We start from the raw sequence: 18822 nt of genomic DNA on the forward strand, positions 1-18822 counted from the left end.
CGAAAATCCCCCACACATGAAACGCGGACATGATGCTCAAAGTTGATCAGCATCAACCCTTCTGTTAGTCTCATATCAAAAGCTACTTGCATTAATGAACCATCAAAGAACCCATAAAGAAAACCAGCCAGATTGGGAGACCGCCACTATGCATCACTGGTTTGAGCAGCATTCGGACACGCTTGACCGCGCCCTCGACGCCTGTCAAAAACGCTACGCCTGGAGCGCCTATACAGAAAGTCCCAGCAGCAAAATTCACGGCAAGGAAAGACCCGCAGCAGGTAAAGCCAACTTTCAAAATATGCTGGGTAACGCCTTTCCCCTGGAGCAGCCCGGCCAGATCGGCGTGACCGGCGAAGAGATCTCCCCCTATACCCGCGAGCCTCTCGAGGTGACCTACCCCAAAATTGATATCAATGTGCTTTACCAGGCCATTGAAGAGGCGCTGCCCGGCTGGCGAGATGCCGGCATCGAAACCCGCGTGGGTATATGTCTGGAGATGTTGCACCGCTGCTCAGAACAGCTGTTTGAAAATGCCCACGCCACCATGCACACCTCTGGGCAAAGTTACATCATGGCGTTCGCCGGCAGTGGCGCCAATGCCCTGGACCGAGGCCTCGAAGCCCTGGCCTACGCCTACAAAGCCATGAAAGATGTACCGGCCACAGCTGACTGGCGGCGCAGTTTTGGCGGCGACGGCGCCGCACATCTACAGAAAACCTATAAAATCATGCCCAGGGGTATCAGCGTCGCTGTGTGCTGCGCCACCTTTCCTCTGTGGAATGGCTATCCTGCGTTGATGGCGAGCCTGGCGACCGGCAATCCCGTTGTCATGAAACCCCATCCCAGCGCCATCCTGCCAGTCGCATTGATGGTAAAAACCTGCCGCGAGGCACTCCTTGATGCTGGCTTCGATCCTAACCTGGTCACCCTCGTCGCCGACACCCGCGCCCAACCGGCAACGCTGGATTTACTGCAACACCCACGAACCGCGATTGTTGATTTCACCGGCAGCCCGACCTTTGGCCGGTGGATAGAAACAAACTGCACTCGCGCTCAGGTTTACACAGAAACCGCCGGTTGCAATTCCGTGGTTCTGGAATCCTGCAATGACCTGCAGGCTGTCGCCGGCGCCATCGCTCACTCGCTATGCCAGGCATCTGCACAGATGTGCACCAGCGTACAAAATATTCATGTGCCCGCCGAAGGTATTCTTGTGCAGGATGAAAAAGTCAGCTTCGAAGGTGTTTGCGAAGCCCTGGTATCTGCCGTTGAAGATCACCTGAAGGACCCCGCCAAAGCCGCCTTTCTGTGCGGCACTCTGGTCACGGAAGATATCTACCAGACCATTGAGGGCATTCGCCGTGAAGGCAGAGAGCGAGGCAGGCTGCTCAGAGATTCCGGTCCCTACGATCATCCTGAATTCACCAATGCCCGAACAGCCACGCCACTTATGCTGGCGGTTACGCAAAAGGAAAGGGATCTGTATAGCCAGGAGCTGTTCGGTCCCATTTCGTTTGTTATCAAAGGAGGCGATGCCGACGATTGCTTGAAGGCGGCAACCCGCGATGCCTGTGAACACGGAGCCATTACCTCCCATGTATACTCTGCAAACACTGAATTTCTGCAACGCGCCCAGGATGCCTACAACCTGGCCGGCGCCTCCGTCGCCTGCAACCTGGTCGGCATGCCAATCAATTTCGCGGCGGCCTACAGCGACTTTCATGTGAGCGGCCTCAACCCCGCGGGCAATGCCTGTCTGACCGACCTGGCGTTTGTCGCCAACCGCTTTCGAATTGTGCAGCGCAAGGTGATGGTGTGAACGATGTTTTTATTGCCGGCGTCGGCATGACGGCGCTGGGTCGGTTTGTGGATCGCAGCGTGAAAAACCTGACCCGAGAAGCAGTATGGCGTTGCCTGGAAGACGCCAATGCCCAGATTTCCGACGTGGAAGCAGCTTGGTTCTCCAATTCGCGCCAGGGTCTGCTCGAAGGCCAGAATGGCATCCGCGGTCAATGCGCGCTGCGCCCGCTGGGCTTGCAAAACATCCCCATCACCAACGTCGAAAATGCCTGTGCCTCAGGCAGCACGGCATTGTCCCAGGCATATGCACACATTGGCGCGGGCCTGTGTGAAACCGCTCTGGTTGTCGGTGCGGAAAAAATGTTTTTCCCGGATCAACGGGAAGCCATGTTCAAAGCGTTTTTGGGAGGCACCGACATCGAGCAACTGGAGAGTTTTCGTGACCACACCCAGAGCATGGCTGCTCATTTAATCCCTCCGGACCTGCCCGAAGGCGGCCAACGCAGCTTCTTTATGGACAGTTATGCCGGTCAGGCGCGTTTGCACATGGACCACTACGGCACCACCCGAGAACAGCTCGCCGAAGTCGCCGTCAAGAATCGGTGGCATGCAACCTTTAATCATCATGCACAATTTCAAAAGACATTAACCGTAGACCAGGTTCTCGCTGAACGATTGATCAGCTGGCCATTTACGCTACCCATGTGCGCACCGATTTCCGATGGCGCCTGTGCGATAGTGATCTGTGCCTCTTCCGCTCTGCCCCGTCTGCAGCCAGATCGCGCCGTGAAAATACGAGCGATTGAACTGGCCAGTGGCAGTGATCGTGACGACAGAGATTTTGCCAATCATATTGGTCGCCGAGCGGCGCTGGCAGCCTACGAACAGGCGCACATTGACCCCGGCGACACGGACCTGGTCGAAGTGCACGACGCCACTGCCTACTCGGAAATCCAACAAATCGAAAACCTGGGTTTATGCCCGTTGGGAGAAGGCGGCAGCTTTAGCGCCGCCGGTCACACTCGCCTGGGCGGCAAGATACCGGTAAACCCGTCTGGAGGATTAATTTCCAAAGGACACCCGGTGGGAGCCACAGGCCTGATGCAATTGCACGAACTCACCACCCAGCTGCGCGGCGAAGCCGGCAAGCGACAGGTCTCCGGTGCCCGCCTTGCGGTGGCAGAAAACGGTGGCGGTTTTTACCGTAACGAAGAAGCCGTGACAGCGGTCACCGTGTTGGAAAAAATGGGAGCAACACCATGACTGAGTCTATTAAGTTTTTACCCATTGACTGTCTCTACCAGGGCGTCGCTATTAATCCCGGTGCGACCGCAATTGAGGATCACCAAACCTCACTAAGCTACCACGATCTGGTTATTCAAGTTGAGGCTCTGGCGCTGGCGCTGGCCCAACAACTGCCGCCGCAAAGTCGCGTGGCACTGTGCGCTCAAAACCACGCACCTCATATTATCGCCTTCTTGGCCATTCTGGCAGCGGGTATGATCTGGATACCCGTCAACCCCAAAAACGGCGCCCAACTGAATCGTAAATTATTACAGCGCGTTGATCCTGACCTGTTGATGATTGACCGGAACAGTGCTGACGCACTGGCGTTTGATCCAGGCTCAACATTGAAGACAGCACACACTCTGTTTCTCGACGGAGACCAGAGTCCACATATTGACGACTGGATTCGACCTAATTCGGGCAAACCGTTTTCACCTGCACGTCCGGCCGTCGATAGTATTATGGCCATTAAGTTTACCGGCGGTTCTACCGGTGAACCCAAGGGCGTAATGCAAAGCCATCTCAATGTCGCCACTGTGGTGGACAACCTTCAGGCCAGCTACCAATTTACTCGCGAAGATTGCAACCTCACTGTCGCACCTCTGACCCATGGCGCCTCTCACCTTATTCTGCCCATTCTCGCCGCAGGCGCAAGACATCTTATTCTGCCAGACAGCAACACAGACACCATTCTGGATGCGTTCACTCGGCGCGGTGCCAGCGTGTGTTTTATGCCACCCACACTGATCTATAAACTACTGGAACACCCAGACGCGTGCCCTGAAAACCTTCCACACTTGAGACACTTGATTTACAGCGCCGCTCCCATGCCCCCTGCACGCATTCAACAAACATTGGATCGACTGGGCCCGGTACTGTCAACGCTCTATGGACAAACCGAAGCCCCGATGACCATCACCACACTCGACAACAACGAGATGCGGAAACCCGAACTGCAATCCTCCGTCGGCCGTGCCTGTAAACACAGTGACCTTGCGATTCTCGATGACAAGGGCAGATCCCTCCCTGCCGGCCAAATTGGAGAAGTGGCCATTGCGGGCCCGCTGGTCATGAACGGCTACTATCGGGAAGATGACAAAACCGGCGCCACCATGAGCGGCCAGTGGCTGCGCACGGGGGACCTGGGATGCTTGGACAAACAAGGTTATCTGTTTTTGCAGGGGCGCTCCAGCGACGTCATTATCAGCGGCGGTTTCAATGTCTACCCCAGCGAAGTGGAGAACCTGCTGATCGATATGCAGGGAATTACAGAATGCGTTGTCTTCGGAAAACCCGATGACTACTGGGGAGAATGCGTTGAAGCTGTGGTCTGTCTTCAGAACGACGCTTGTTTCGACGAAAAACAACTGCGACAAACCATCAAAGAACGGCTGGGCCCCATCAAAACCCCAAAACGAATCCATCAGCTGGAACAACTGCCTCGCAATCCGGTAGGAAAAGTGGTACGACGTGATGTCGCCACCCTGATCCAAACCCAACAGCTTGCCCGACATTCGGAGATGACAAAATGACGAATACCAATTTTAATCAGCAGTCCGAACACATGACCGGACTGGAACGCCTGCGGACATTCGAGCAACAACCAGAACGTCGAGGTATGGCGGAAAATCTCGGATATCAATTGGAAAGTGTTGAAGCGGATCAAGTGATAATGAGTTATCGCCCTAAAGAACGCCATATGAACCTGCTGGGCTCGTTACATGGAGGCATTCTCGCTTCTCTACTGGACACCGCAATGGGATGTGCCGTAATGACAAGACTGGACGCCGGCGAGGGGCATACCATGACGGATCTGAACACCAAGTTTTTGCGCGCGGTAATGGACCCTGATGAGGTGCTGACGATTAAAGCCTGGGTGGATCACAATGGACGGCGTTTGCTGTCCGCAGCCGGAACGATTGTTGACAGTCAATCGCGATTGGTGGCACGTGCTATGGCAACAGCGGTTCGGTTGTAGTTTTTGGCTCTGTGACTCGGAGTGGGTACCAGAAATTAACTATGAGGCAGGTAACTTTGTGAACTGAGGTGTCGGAGGTGGCCGGGGTGTTGTTTTCAAAGCATTAAAGAGGGCGCCGAAGGAGTCAATGAGACCGGCGTTTTTTTGCCGGGCTCATTTGGGACTGAGGGCAGCCCGGAGGGCCGCCCGACCGCTTTGAAAACAACACCCCGGCCGCCTCATGAGGCACCCAACCCCTAGCATCCGTTTGCAAAATCCAACAACCCTCTAATTTCCCCAACAAAAACAAGCACTTAAAAAACCAACAAAAATACTGTCACCAAAATCCAACCAAAGACTTGCATTAAAGAACCCATAAGCTAAACTAAATCTACTTGCATTAGAGAACTCACGCCCAATAACTTGCATTAAAAGACCATACATATTAAATGGAAATATCATTGGATACACCAGAGAACACCAACCCATGACCAAACCCACAGATCTACCCACACAACTGCGACTGCCCGCTATGCAGGCCCCCATGTTTCTGATCAGCGGCCCCGACATGGTCATCAACGCCTGCCGCGCGGGCATCATCGGCTGCTTTCCCACACCCAACGCCCGCACCACGGAGACCCTGGATGAATGGATGGGACAAATCACCGAGGCACTGAAACCGCAGGATGCCCCCTGGGCCGTCAACCTCATCGTGCACCCCTCCTACCCCCGCAGAGATGCCGACCTGGAACTTATCCTCAAACACAAACCCCCGGTTGTCGTCACCGCACTGGGAAGCCCCCGACACGTCGTCGAACAAATCCACAACTATGGCGGCCTGGTGCTCGCCGATGTCATCAACCCCACCTTCGCCCGCAAAGCCGCATCCGCCGGTGTTGACGGCTTGGTCCTGGTAAGCACCGGCGCCGGAGGCCATACCGGCTACCTCTCCCCCTTCGTGTTTATCAACGAAATTCGCCAATGGTGGGACGGACTCATTGTATTGGGCGGCGGCATCAGCACCGGCCGTGACATTCACGCTGTCCAAACCATGGGCGCAGACATCGCCTACATCGGCACCCGCTTTATCGCCACCGACGAAGGCCTCTGCAAGACCGAATACAAACAGATGGTGGTCGACTCCGGCGCCGACGACATCGTCACCTCCGACGCCATCACCGGCGTCAAAGCCAACTGGATGCGCCAATCCCTGATCAAAGGCGGCTACGACCCCGACAACATGCCCGCCAAAGGCAGCGTCGACTTCGCCAGCAACGGTGCCGACAACAAACGCTGGAAAGACATCTGGGCTGCCGGTCAAGGCGTCGGTGCAACCCGTGCGATTGAAAAAATCGCCAACATCGTCGACCAACTCGATCTCGAATACCGCGCCTCCAAAGAACGCATGCAACAACTCTGAAGCCTCAAGGACCAGACACATGAGCCAATTGCCACTGACAGAACGCACCGTAATTACCCGCAGCCGCGACGGCCAACTGCCCACCGACGCACCGGAATGGGTCTACGATATTGATAACCCCTATCTGCATGGTGTCTACGCCCCAACCACGGTTGAAACTCAAAGCGACCACCTGGAAATCATTAGCGGTGAGATACCCAAGGACCTTAACGGCGCCTATTTAAGAAACGGCCCCAACCCCGTTTATCAACCCAAACACAATCACCACCCCTTCGATGGCGACGGCATGCTCTACGGCATTTATTTTCGCGACGGTAAAGCCAGCTATCGCAACCGCTGGATTCACACGGAAGCCTTCGAAAAAGAAGCCGAGGCCGGCGAAGCGATTTGGCCCGGGGTGATGGGTCCTTTTGACTTCAACCTGCCCGGCTTTCCAATCAAGGACACCTCCAATACCGACGTAATGTTCTTTAATAATCACATCATGTCGCTCTGGTACAACGCCGGTATTCCCTATCAACTGGACCCTCGCACACTGGAAACCACCGGCCGCGAAAATCTCAACGGTCAACTCAAACGTGCGCTCTCGGCTCATTCAAAAGTGGACTGGGAAAAAGAAGAGCTTATCTACTTCGATTACTTCGATGAATTCCCCTACATGAGTTATGGCATTGCCGATCGCAACGGCAAGGTGATTCACGAACAGCCCATCGAACTGCCGGGACCTCGCCTGCCTCACGATATTGGCGTGACACCCAATTTCGTCATCCTGCACGACTGCCCGTTCTTTCACGATGTGGACTTATTGGAACGGACCAATAAACGGATCAACACCTTCCATCGCGACATGCCCACACGCTTCGGTGTACAGCCCCGTTACGGCAAAGGTGACGAAGTACAGTGGTTCGAGTGCGAACCCTGTTACATCCTGCACGTGGTCAACTGCTGGGAGGAAGGCGACTGGGTGATTCAGGTGGGCTGTCGCTCCACCAATCCCATGCCCAAAGCCGACGCCGAGGACGGCGACCTTTCCCATATGCTGGCCTATATGCGCCTCGAAGCCAATATGTACATCTGGAAATTCAACCTCAAAACGGGCGAAGTGGTGGAAGGCGACATTGATACATTGAACACTGAATTCTGCCGCTCCAACCCTTTGTACATGGGCTACAAAAGCCGCTACAGCTACAACCAGTACATCATGACCAAGGCCGACGATAATGTGGGTACCCTCGCCTTCGGCGCATTGCTCAAGTACGACATCGAAGCCGGAACCCTGCAACGTTACGACTATGGTAAAGGCGTCTTTGGCAGCGAAGCCCCCTTCTGCCCTCGCCAGGGTGCCACCCGCGACAATGCTGAAGATGACGGCTATCTGGTTAACTTTGTCACGGACACCAACGACTGGCAGTCCTACTGCCTGATCTTTGATGCCCACAACATAACACCCGGTCCCATTTGCAAACTTCGACTGCCCCACCGACTGCCTTATGGCTTTCACGCCAATTGGGTTCGGGGGGACGACATCTATAAGCCAACTGCAAACACGGGCTTGCCTTCATGATCTTGACGTCGGAGGACAACAGACAGCGCTACCGGGAACAGGGGCACTGGGGTGAGCAGCGTTTACACGATCCGCTCTTCGTCACCGCGGAGAAACATCCCGATCGCATCGCGTTGGTCGACCCGGCCAACAAGTCGGAACTCTGCGGTCTTGCTCCTCAACGTTGGACCTATGGGGAACTGACACAACGGGTAAACCAGCTGGCTTGCGTTCTTTTGCAACAGGGCATTGCCAAAGACGATATTCTGTTGGTACAGATGCCCAATATTGTCGAGCTGGTTCTCGTGTACCTGGCCGCTTCTAAATTGGGTGCCGTTGTCAGCCCGGTACCGGTACAGTACCAGGCTCGCGAACTTTCCAATATTACGCAAGTGCTGAACCCCAAAGCGGCCATCAGCGTTGCCGAGTTCAAGGACAGAACCTTCGGAACACATCTACGTGCCGCCCTGGAACAGTTCGACAGCATTCCGCTGTGGTTGTGGGGCAGCAGCAATGACGATGACTTGCAGACTCTAAGTGATCAGATTAACAGCTTCGAACCTCTTCAGGAGTACACAGAGCGTACGCCGGTCACTGCCGATGATGTGGTTACCATCTGCTGGACTTCTGGAACCGAGGGCATCCCCAAAGGTATCCCCCGCTCTCACAACCAGTGGTTCTGCGTCGGTAAAGCAACCTACGAAGGCAATGCCATGCAAGAAGGGGAAGTGCTGTTAAATCCCTTCCCGTTTATCAATATGGCCTCCATTGGGGGCCTATTTTTGAGCTGGCTATACAGCGGCGGAAAACTGGTTTTGCATCACCCAATGAACCTGCCTGTTTTTCTACAACAGATTGTCGAAGAACAGGTGACCTACACCCTCGCCCCCCCTGCCCTGCTTAACAGCTTATTAAAGGATGAGCGACTGATAAGCGCCTGTGATCAGGCCTTCTCCTCAAGCCGAGTGCGCGCCATCGGCTCCGGTTCCGCGCCGCTCGACGATTGGATGGTGGCCGGTTTCAAACAACGCTACGGCATTGAGGTGGTCAACCACTTTGGTTCCAACGAAGGTGTCAGTCTGGTTTGTGGACCCGAGGACACTCACAACCCAGAGAAGCGCGCTCGACTCTTTGCTCGTGAAAGCAAGATTATGCAATCACGCTTGGTAGATCCGGAAAGCGGCACAGAAGTGACCGAATCGGGCGTCTGCGCTGAGCTGCAAATCCGAGGACCCGGTGTATTCGATGGCTATTTTAAAGACCCCGAAAAAACATCGGCATCCTTCACCGACGATGGCTATTTTAAAACCGGTGACCTGTTCGAGGTATTACCTCAAGACTCTCGTTTTTACCGTTTTGTCGGTCGCTGCAAGGACCTGATCATTCGCGGCGGTATGAATATCGCGCCGGCCGAACTGGACAACTTGATCAGCGCGCACCATGACGTATTGGAAGCCGCCGTAGCGGGCTACCCCTGCGATCTATTGGGCGAGCGTGTCGCCGCATTTGTCGTCAGCAAGTCGGGGCAGTCTCTGAGCTTGGACGCCATTGTGACGTTTCTGAAATCACAACAACTGGCCAATTTTAAATTGCCGGAAAAACTGGTGATGGTGCAAACCATTCCCCGCAATCCCCTTGGCAAAGTGCTGCGCCAAAAACTCAGCGACTCTCTGATTGCCCGGTAATGCCCAGGAGCCCACTATGACACCACAACAATTTACAGGCTTGGCACTCGCGCTCATGACCCCGCCCCTGTTGGCGTCGGCAAATTCCACTGCCACGCAACCCTGTGAACAGCTGACGCCACCGGCAAATGTCATTTTCGAAAAGACGCCAGGCTGGCAACAGCCTGACGACTTACCGCGTTTTTGCCAGGTACGCGGTCAGATCGAAGGCCGCACCCGCTTTGAACTGCGCCTGCCGGAAGACTGGAACGGGCGTTTTGTGATGGCCGGCTGCGGCGGTTTTTGCGGCTCTCTGCAACCGGATAAAAAAGGCCACTCCAACAGCATTAACGAAGCCCTGAAAAAAGGCTACGCCGCAATAAGCCATGACGGCGGTCACACAAGCAAGAGCTGGGAAACCGATTGGGCCTATGAGGATCCCACCGCGCTGGAACTCTATGCCCATCGTATTTTGCCCCAAGTAACCGGTGCAGGCACAGAACTCACCACTCAACTTTATGGTCAACCGCCCGAGTATCGTTATTTTTCCGGCTGTTCCAATGGCGGTCGCCTGGGCATGATGGCGGCGCAGCGTTATCCGGGTTTGTTTGACGGTATCGCCGCCGGCGGCGGTATCTTCAGCATCAGCCAGATCGCCGGGCTCTGGGGCAATTGGATGATCCAGCAGACGGGAGCAGAATCCGAGCCGGTTTTTAACCCGCAGAAAAACCCGTTGATCAAACAAGCGATCCTGAAACAATGCGACACCCTGGACGGACTCGCGGACGGGGTTATTACTGACCCTCGTCAGTGCCAGTTTGACTTTAAAACGCTGCAATGTGACAACAACGAAGATACAGAACATTGTCTGACCCCAGACGAATCGGCGATGCTCAGTCGGTTATATGGCGGCGTGCTGGACAAACGGGGGCAACTGGTGAGCCCGGCGCTGTCATTCGGCTCAGAACACTATACCGACATCTGGCTGTTTGGAAGTCTCGACAAACCGGCCTGGGGCAGCGCTGCATCGCGAGGTTATCGCCAACTGTTGTCACACAACTTATTCAGCAGCGACAGCCATCAGCCTGTCTCTACGGATACCATGCAGCAGTGGATCGGGCAGTCGACCCTGCCCGCCCTCACCGATGCTGACAATCCGGATCTCACCTCGTTGGCTCGACATAAAACGAAACTGATGATCTATCACGGCTGGTCCGATCCACTCATTATTCCGCAACCGATGGTGGACTACTACGAACAAGCCTCGGAGCATTCCGGTGGCCTGGAGAAACTCAAGGAAAACGCGCGACTGTATATGGTCCCGGGCTGGGGTCACTGCTGGGAGCGTCCTGCAGAAACTCCGGCGGAATTTGATCCACTGGAGATCGTCGCCAATTGGGTGGAACAAGGTAAAGCTCCAGAAAGCTTTATCGCCAGTCAACGCAGCCCGCTGGGAGAACTGCTTCGGCAAAGACCCATCTGCGCCTACCCACAAGTCGCCAATCTTGTTAATAGAGAACTCCCCAACCGGGCAGACAGCTACCGCTGTGGTCCACCTGTAGCACCCGCAATAGCACCACCTGAAACACGATAGCCAACACAACCATTACAGTAATAATAAGTAAGGAGCGTCAAAATGAGCATAGCAAACAAGCACCTCATCCCACTGTCACTGCTGGCCAGTGCCGCAGCGGCTTCCACTCAGGCCTTCCAGATTGAAGAAATAGTCGTTACCGCCGAAAAACGCGAACAGAGTATTCAGGATGTGCCTATGTCTGTGGCCGCCATCTCCGGCGATGATATTGGCATTGGCAAGGTGACGGGTATGGACGATATCGCCATGAAAACCCCCGGTGTAGGTTTTAACCAATTTAACCTGGGCGAACCCCGTATCTATATCCGCGGTATCGGCAATAGCTCCGACTCCGCCGCCAGCGATCCGGCGGTGGGTATTTTTATCGATGAAGTCTATATTGGTCGCACCGGCGGCAGTGGTTTTGATCTGTTCGACCTGGAACGGGTGGAAATCCTGCGCGGCCCCCAGGGCACACTCTACGGCAAAAACACCAATGGTGGCGCTATCAACTTTATCACCACCCGCCCCAGCCAGGAAAATTCCGCCAAGGTCAGTTTTACCGCCGGCAGCGATGGTCTTTTGCACGCCCAGGCATTGATTAATGGCGGCCTCACCGAGCAAGTCTCCGGTAAACTCAGCGTCTCCACCAAAACCCGCGACGGCGTCTACAGAAATGTGATCAGCGCCGACGAAATCACCATGGAAACCAATCTCAGCAACAGTCCCATCATCGGTAATTCCGTGGGCGCCTCTGGTAGCGGAGACGAACTGGGTGATAGCGACAGTCTCAACATTCGCGGGCAACTGTTGTTTGAACCCGGTGATAACACCAGCATTCTGCTCAGCGCCGACTACGCCAAAGACAAAACCAATGGCAGTTGCCGTCATCTCGCCAATCTCGACCAGGGTATCTTCGGTACCGGCCCCTTGTGGGAACTGGCCATGTCCGACGCCTATCGATCTGATATTCGTCACTGTGCCTCTCAGTTCGACACCGGCCAGGAACGCACCATCAAGGGCACCATGGCACGAGTGGAGCATGACTTTGGCTGGGCCAACCTGTTGTCCATTAGCGCCTGGCGCTCCAGCGATTACAATACGGTTGACGACTTGACCGGTATCCCGCTCAATCAACCCGACCAGATCTTCACCGCACCGGAGAACGTTATCGACGGTGTGGAAGAAGAAGCCTCGCAGTTCTCCCAGGAGTTTCGACTCTCCGGCAGCAGCAACCGCCTGGACTGGATCGCCGGTTTCTTTTATATGCGTGAAGAGGTAGAACGGGACGAGGAGTTCTACACCCAGTACAGTGTACCCCTGCAGGGATTGGGATTGGCCCCAATTGGCGATGTGTTGTTTCTCCAGGATAACACCACCACCAGCTACGCTGTATACAGCCAGGTGGACTGGCATCTGACCGACCAGTGGACCTTGACCTATGGTATTCGCTGGAGCCGCGATGAAAAAGAAATCACGCAGGATGCCAAAGACCTGCTGGGCAGTGGTTTCCCCACCGGGGTGCCGCTGATCCTGCCGGAATTTCCGGCTGAGGTGAACGCCGAAGACGATTGGTCAGAAGTCACTCATAAGGCCTCCGTCAATTATCGTTTTGGCGAAGACGCCATGGTCTACCTGACCTACTCGGAAGGCTTTAAAAGCGGTGCCTTTCCTTCCCAGACCAATGTCCCTGCCAATGCCGCGCAAACCGTGGACCCGGAAATCGTGGAAAATATTGAACTGGGTTTGAAGTCCACCTGGTTCGACAACCGCCTGCAATTCAACATTGCCTACTACGATATTGACTACGACAACCTGCAGGTCTTTGAACTGACCCCGACACTGCTGTTGGTGCTCAATAATGCCCAGGCCAAATCCACGGGTATAGAGGCCAGCGTCACCTTAGTACCCACGGAAAACCTGAGGCTCAACGCCAGCTTCAGCGACGGCGAGGCGGAATACGAACACTTTATCAATGCCAGCGGATCGGATCGCTCCGGCAATACCCTGCCAATGGCTTCCGACCAGTCCGCCACCCTGGATATTGATTACCGATTACCACTGGGCAGCAACGGCAATCTGGACTTTAACCTCAGCTACAACTGGAAAAGCGAATACTACACTGCATCCTCAAACGCCGACAAAACCCGCCAGGACGATATCGGCCAGCTCGGTGCTTCCCTGCGTTGGAGCAATGGCGACGAAAGCCTGTCAGTCACCGCCTGGGGCAAAAATCTCGGTGACAAAGTGCAGATTGCCCACCAGATTGTGGACCCGACCGGCATCACCTCCGAGCGTTATCTGCCGCCCAAAAGCTACGGCGTTACTGTGACTAAAAGCTTTTGATAAAGTGAATTTAAAGGAACAGCGAGAAAACCATGAGCAATACCGACATTTTTGTCCTGGGTGGGAGTCAGACCGACTTCGCCCGCAACTGGCATCGCGAAGGCAAAGGCATCTACGACTTGTTTGAGGAGAGCCTCAACCAGGCGCTGGAGACCTCTCACATCGATGCCGCAGATATCGAGGTTGCCCATGTGGGCAACTTCGTCTCGGCCCTGTTTACCGGTCAGGCGCAATTAAATGGATTCTTCGGTCACGCACATCCCGCTCTGCACAACATCCCCACCTCCCGCCACGAGGCCGCCTGTGCCTCTGGCTCCATGGCCTTGCTGGCAGCCATGCGTGATCTGGAGGCCGGCCATTACCAATTGGCCTGTGTACTGGGTATTGAGTTAATGCGCAATGTGGATGGTGCAACCGGCGCAGACCATTTGGCAGCGGCGGCCTGGCGGGGTCGGGAAACCGACCACTGCCAGTACCCCTGGCCTCATATGTTTGCCAACCTCTACGACATCTACGCCGAGCGGTACGGTACCGATATCGACTACCTCAGGCGAATTGCGCAGATTAACTTTGCCAATGCCAAACACAACCCCAACGCTCAGACTCGCGGCTGGCAATTTACTCCGGAGAGTTTTAGCGACGACAACCGTGCAAATCCATTAATCGAAGGCCAGTTGCGCAAACAGGATTGCGGCCAGATCACCGATGGCGCCGCCGTCGTGTTTCTCGCCAGTGAAACCTACGCCCGTCAGTACGCCCAGCGGCACAATTTGAACCTGGAAGACATTCCACGTATCAAGGGTTGGGGGCATCGCAGCGCTCCCCTGCTGATGGAACGCAAATTGGAACTCAGCGAAGGCCAACCCCTGGTATTTCCTCACGTTAAAGACACCTTTGACGATGCCCTGCGACGCGCCAGTCTGGCCGACGTACAAGAGCTGGATGCCCTGGAAGTGCACGACTGCTTTTCCATGACGGAATATATGATTATCGATCACTGCGGCTTAACGGAACCCGGTCAGTCCTGGCGCGCCATCGACAGCGGCACCATCGAGAAGTCCGGCAGCTTGCCCATCAACCCCAGTGGCGGTTTGCTGGGCCTTGGCCACCCGGTGGGCGCCACCGGCGTGCGTATGCTGCTCGACGCCTGGAAGCAAGTCACCGGCAATGCAGGCGGCTACCAGATAGAAGGCGCCCGCAACGTCGGTACCTTTAACCTCGGCGGCAGTGCCACCACCTGTGCAACCTTTGTGGTCGGAAAATAAGGAACATACCATGCAAACCGCTTATATTTATGACGCCGTCCGCACCCCCAGAGGCAAAGCCCGGCCCGATGGAGGCCTGCACGATCTGACACCGTTTGACCTGCTCAACACGCTTTATCAGTCCCTGCAGCAACGCTGCGGACTTGATCCCTCTCAGGTCAACGATGTTATTCTGGGCTGCGTCACGCAATCGGGTGAGCAGGCGGCCAATATCGCCAAAACCTCCACCCTCTACGCCGGCTGGCCGGGTAGCGTTCCGGGGCTGACCGTCAATCGTTTTTGCTCTTCCGGCATCGATGCCATCAATATCGCCGCCATGAAAATCCAGACTGAAATGGATCAACTGGTGATTGCAGGCGGCGTCGAAATGATGTCTCGTGCAGTCATGTTATCCGACAATCCGGCAGCCTTTACCGATATCAGGCTGGCCTCGCGCCTGGGGATGTATATGATGGGCAGCGGCGCCGATCTGGTGGCCAGTCTCTACGATGTCACCCGCGAGCAGGCCGATGCGGTTGCCCTGCTGAGCCAGCAGAGAGCAGCACGGGCCCGCGATCTGGGATTCTTCACGTCCATTATCCCGGTAAACAATACAGTCAAAGACAAAATCGTCGAGCGAGACGAAATCATCCGTGAACAGACATCACCCGCTTCGCTGCGAGCCATGGAACCCGCCTTTGCCGAACTCGGTGCCAAAGGTGTGGACGCCTCCCTGCTAAGTGGTTTTGATCAATTGGACAATATCAACCACGTCCACACCGCCGGCAATTCGCCGGCGATGGCCGATGGTGCTGCCACACTGTTGTTGGGCAATGAAGCGGCAGGCAAGCAACTTGCGGTAAAACCCCGCGCCCGTATTCGCGCCATGATCAACATCAATGACGATCCCCGCACCGTCATTGCCGGTTGTGTGGAAGCTGCAAAAACGTTGATGCAACGGCAGGGATTATGTGGCGCCGACATTGATCTGTTTGAAATCCATGAAGCCTTTGCGGCAACCATGGTGAAATGCAAACGGGATCTTGAGATCGACGACGACAAACTGAATGTTAACGGCGGCTGTATTGCTTTGGGGCATCCCCTGGGTGCGACCGGTGCGATGATGGCGGGCACGCTACTCGATGAGCTGGAGCGCAGGGATCTTTCACTGGGATTGGTAGCTGCCAGCGGCGCGGCGGGAGCGGGAACGGCACTGTTGATTGAGCGGGTTTGATCCCGCTTTGAGTGCGCCTGCTTTGGTGAATTCCCAGCCAGGTTACATCCGTGCTTTGGTTTTCGCCGTCGCCACCGCCTGCAGTGGATCATCCGGCCAGGGATGTTTTGGGTACCGTCCTTTCATCTCTTTTTTGACCAGTTCGTAGCTGCCTGCCCAGAACCCGGCGAGATCCTGCGTCACCTGCAGCGGACGACGTGCGGGCGACAGCAAATGCAACATCACCTTAACCCGGCCATTGGCAATGGTCGGCGTATCCGTACAACCAAACATCTCCTGCAGCTTTACCGCCAGCACAGGCGGAGATTGCTGGTAATCCAATGCCGCAGTTGATCCAGAGGGTACCTTCAGTCGCAAAGGAGCCTGCTCATCCAGGGTTTGGGGCAACGGCCAGGGTAACAAGCCAGCAAGCATCGAACCTACATCAAGAGACTTAAAGTGATCGAGTTTGGTCACTTTATCGAGATAGGGGGCGAGCCAGTCCTCCATGGTCGCCAGGAGACCCTCATCACTCACATCCGGCCATTGAGAGGAGTTATCGTCCAATTGCCTCAATAGTTGCACCCGCGCCCGCCACTGTAAAACCTCTTCGGGCCAGTTCAGTAGCGTCAAACCGCGTTTGCGTACCAACTCCATCAGTGCCTGCTGCTTCTGTTCACTGGATAACGACACCAATGGCACGCTGGACAAGGTGACACGCCCAATCAGCAGGCGTTTTTCTGCCAACAGTTTTTCCTGTCTGGCATCCCATTCCAGCAGTACTCGCTCCTCAACCAACTCGGCGAGATCATCCTCAAACAACTCTGGATCAAGATGCGCCGCCAAAAAGATACGGTCTGTGGAATAGCCTTTTTGTCCCCCAACATCGACAATCACCAGCCACTGAAACTGGCACAACGCATCGCGATTGGCAAACTCAACCGAGCGACCATTGGCCATTTGATAATTGAGAGACTGTGCGTCTCTCTGTTTGGCAATGCGGTCGGGGTAGGCACATGCCAGCAACAATCCCAGCGCCTCTTCATCTGCCCCTTGGAAGCGTTCCAATGCATCGGTTTTTAAGGATAACTTCGACAACGTCTGCTGAAACTGTTTTTTCATCTGCAGCAAACGCTGACGACGCCCTTTTTGATTGGCGGGACACGCACGTTCACCACGAAGTGCCTCCAGTCGCAGATGCAAGTCGCCACCCACACCGGGAAGCAGATCCTTCTCCGATAACAACGCCGCCAATTCACAAGCCAAATCATCCAGGCCTGATCTACGAGCCCGAACCAACATATGAGCCAAGCGGGGATGTGTCGGCAATATCGACATGGCCTTCCCGTCTTCGGTAATCTGCCACTGACCACCATGGCGACGGGCCGCTTTTAACTGCTGCAATAACTCCAGCGCCTGCTCATAGGGCGCGCTGGCCGGTGCATCCAACCAACTCAGGTCAGCAACGTCATCAACGCCCCAGTTCAACAACTGCAACGCCAGAGGTGCCAAATCCGCCTGACGCATCTCCGGTGACGTAAATGCCGCCAACTCATCCTGTTGCCGCTCACTCCATAACCGATAACACACACCGGGTTCGGTACGTCCGGCACGGCCCATACGCTGGATCGATGCCGCTTTGGAAATACGTTGCGTAGACAATCGGGTCATCGCAGTATTGGGATCAAAAGCCGGTTGTCGACACAAACCGGAATCCACCACCACCCGCACACCATTGATCGTCAAACTGGTTTCGGCGATATTGGTGGCCAATACAATCTTGCGTTTACCCGCCGGGGCCGGCTCGATCGCCCGTCTCTGCTCCGACAGGGACAAATCCCCAAACAGCGGCGCGATCAACAAGCGATCGTCAGAACCCAGTTTTTGATTCAGCCCCTGATGTACCCGCCGAATCTCTGCCTGCCCGGGTAAAAACACCAACAGACTGCCGGATTCATCCGCGAGTGCCTGCACAACCGTTTCCACCACCCGATCGGCAATCGTTTCACCAAACTGATAAGGCGCACCATAACGGAGTGCCACCTCAAACATACGCCCTTCGCTGCGAATCAGTGGTGCCGGGCCCAGGGCTTCTGACCCTAGCAGCTCGCTGACCTCCTCGCCGTCCAGCGTTGCCGACATCACCACAATCTTCAGCGCTTGTTCACGCAAATCGCCGAACAACTCCCGCCCCTGCAACGCCAACGCCAGGCCCAAATCAGCGTCCAGACTGCGCTCATGGAATTCATCAAAAATAAGAACACCCACCTCCTCCAACGAAGGATCATCCTGCAACATTCCAGTCAGAATCCCCTCCGTCACCACCTCAATACGGGTCGCCTTGGAAACCTTGCTGTCCAACCGAACCCGGTATCCCACCGTCTGACCGACAGGCTCTCCCAGGGTATCCGCCATACGCTCCGCGGCTGCCCGAGCTGCCAGACGACGGGGCTCCAACATCAAGATCTTTTGCCCCTCCAACCAGGGTTGGTGCAGCAACTGCAGCGGCACCACCGTGGTCTTGCCGGCACCTGGAGGGGCCTCCAACACCAGCTCATCCCGCTCTGACAGAGCGACTTGAATATCAGCAATAACCTGGTGGATCGGCAACTCGGGCATCATAGGGGCGGTCTCGCAATCGGGAGCGATATTCTAGCCAAGATTACCGCGGCTGTAATGGCCCCATGCCCCTGGAGGATAATGCAAAGTAGTGCTAAAACGGATGCCAGGACAACAAGAGAACCAGTAGACTCGGCAGCTTTAACAACAATA

At 55.4% G+C, this 18822-nt stretch carries 12 protein-coding genes; 11 read left to right on the plus strand and 1 reads right to left on the minus strand.

Going from position 1 to position 18822, the window contains the following annotated elements:
- Positions 1-148: 148 nt before the first annotated feature.
- From paaN to HBA55_RS27300, 11 genes are all read left to right on the plus strand, one after another.
- Positions 149-1822, plus strand: a complete 1674-nt coding sequence (gene paaN / locus HBA55_RS27250; RefSeq protein ID WP_166997999.1) for a phenylacetic acid degradation protein PaaN — start codon at positions 149-151, stop codon at positions 1820-1822.
- A complete protein-coding gene (locus HBA55_RS27255) occupies positions 1819-3066 on the plus strand; it encodes a thiolase C-terminal domain-containing protein (RefSeq protein WP_166998001.1) in 1248 nt (415 codons plus the stop codon). Before paaN ends, HBA55_RS27255 begins: the two co-directional genes overlap by 4 nt.
- On the plus strand, positions 3063-4622 hold the full coding sequence (locus HBA55_RS27260; protein ID WP_166998003.1) for a class I adenylate-forming enzyme family protein: 1560 nt from the start codon (positions 3063-3065) through the stop codon (positions 4620-4622). The genes HBA55_RS27255 and HBA55_RS27260 overlap by 4 nt, the downstream gene beginning before the upstream one ends.
- Positions 4619-5068, plus strand: coding sequence for a PaaI family thioesterase (locus HBA55_RS27265; protein WP_166998005.1), 450 nt, complete (start codon positions 4619-4621; stop codon positions 5066-5068). Before HBA55_RS27260 ends, HBA55_RS27265 begins: the two co-directional genes overlap by 4 nt.
- A 466-nt stretch (positions 5069-5534) precedes the next feature.
- Positions 5535-6467 (plus strand): NAD(P)H-dependent flavin oxidoreductase, encoded by a 933-nt coding sequence (locus HBA55_RS27270; RefSeq protein WP_166998007.1) that lies wholly within the window; start codon positions 5535-5537, stop codon positions 6465-6467.
- Positions 6468-6486: 19 nt separating this feature from the next.
- A complete protein-coding gene (locus HBA55_RS27275) occupies positions 6487-8031 on the plus strand; it encodes a carotenoid oxygenase family protein (RefSeq protein ID WP_166998009.1) in 1545 nt (514 codons plus the stop codon).
- Positions 8028-9695 (plus strand): class I adenylate-forming enzyme family protein, encoded by a 1668-nt coding sequence (locus HBA55_RS27280; protein ID WP_166998011.1) that lies wholly within the window; start codon positions 8028-8030, stop codon positions 9693-9695. The genes HBA55_RS27275 and HBA55_RS27280 overlap by 4 nt, the downstream gene beginning before the upstream one ends.
- 16 nt (positions 9696-9711) lie before the next feature.
- Positions 9712-11268, plus strand: coding sequence for a tannase/feruloyl esterase family alpha/beta hydrolase (locus HBA55_RS27285; RefSeq protein WP_166998013.1), 1557 nt, complete (start codon positions 9712-9714; stop codon positions 11266-11268).
- A 42-nt stretch (positions 11269-11310) separates the two neighbouring features.
- The gene (locus HBA55_RS27290) at positions 11311-13593 is read left to right on the plus strand and encodes a TonB-dependent receptor (RefSeq protein ID WP_166998015.1); all 2283 of its coding nucleotides are present in this window, start codon (positions 11311-11313) and stop codon (positions 13591-13593) included.
- 32 nt (positions 13594-13625) lie between these two features.
- Positions 13626-14858 (plus strand): acetyl-CoA acetyltransferase, encoded by a 1233-nt coding sequence (locus HBA55_RS27295; RefSeq protein ID WP_166998017.1) that lies wholly within the window; start codon positions 13626-13628, stop codon positions 14856-14858.
- A 10-nt stretch (positions 14859-14868) separates the two neighbouring features.
- Complete coding sequence (locus HBA55_RS27300; RefSeq protein ID WP_166998019.1) at positions 14869-16071, plus strand: acetyl-CoA C-acyltransferase; 1203 nt, start codon at positions 14869-14871, stop codon at positions 16069-16071.
- Positions 16072-16113: 42 nt separating this feature from the next.
- On the opposite strand, the gene hrpB is transcribed toward HBA55_RS27300, so the two are convergent.
- On the minus strand, positions 16114-18672 hold the full coding sequence (gene hrpB / locus HBA55_RS27305) for an ATP-dependent helicase HrpB (protein ID WP_338109469.1): 2559 nt from the start codon (positions 18670-18672) through the stop codon (positions 16114-16116).
- Between the last annotated feature and the right edge of the window lie 150 nt (positions 18673-18822).

This window comes from Pseudomaricurvus alkylphenolicus (assembly GCF_011683955.1).
Taxonomy (GTDB): Bacteria; Pseudomonadota; Gammaproteobacteria; order Pseudomonadales; family Cellvibrionaceae; genus Pseudomaricurvus; species Pseudomaricurvus alkylphenolicus.

What these genes read in the sequence shown, in the direction of transcription:
- HBA55_RS27290 (WP_166998015.1), top strand. Translation starts at nt 11,311, where the DNA reads ATGAGCATAGCAAACAAGCACCTCATCCCACTGTCACTGCTGGCCAGT.
- HBA55_RS27300 (WP_166998019.1), top strand. Translation starts at nt 14,869, where the DNA reads ATGCAAACCGCTTATATTTATGACGCCGTCCGCACCCCCAGAGGCAAA.
- paaN (WP_166997999.1), top strand. Translation starts at nt 149, where the DNA reads ATGCATCACTGGTTTGAGCAGCATTCGGACACGCTTGACCGCGCCCTC.
- HBA55_RS27265 (WP_166998005.1), top strand. Translation starts at nt 4,619, where the DNA reads ATGACGAATACCAATTTTAATCAGCAGTCCGAACACATGACCGGACTG.
- HBA55_RS27295 (WP_166998017.1), top strand. Translation starts at nt 13,626, where the DNA reads ATGAGCAATACCGACATTTTTGTCCTGGGTGGGAGTCAGACCGACTTC.
- hrpB (WP_338109469.1), bottom strand. Translation starts at nt 18,672, where the DNA reads ATGATGCCCGAGTTGCCGATCCACCAGGTTATTGCTGATATTCAAGTC.
- HBA55_RS27285 (WP_166998013.1), top strand. Translation starts at nt 9,712, where the DNA reads ATGACACCACAACAATTTACAGGCTTGGCACTCGCGCTCATGACCCCG.
- HBA55_RS27280 (WP_166998011.1), top strand. Translation starts at nt 8,028, where the DNA reads ATGATCTTGACGTCGGAGGACAACAGACAGCGCTACCGGGAACAGGGG.
- HBA55_RS27260 (WP_166998003.1), top strand. Translation starts at nt 3,063, where the DNA reads ATGACTGAGTCTATTAAGTTTTTACCCATTGACTGTCTCTACCAGGGC.
- HBA55_RS27275 (WP_166998009.1), top strand. Translation starts at nt 6,487, where the DNA reads ATGAGCCAATTGCCACTGACAGAACGCACCGTAATTACCCGCAGCCGC.
- HBA55_RS27270 (WP_166998007.1), top strand. Translation starts at nt 5,535, where the DNA reads ATGACCAAACCCACAGATCTACCCACACAACTGCGACTGCCCGCTATG.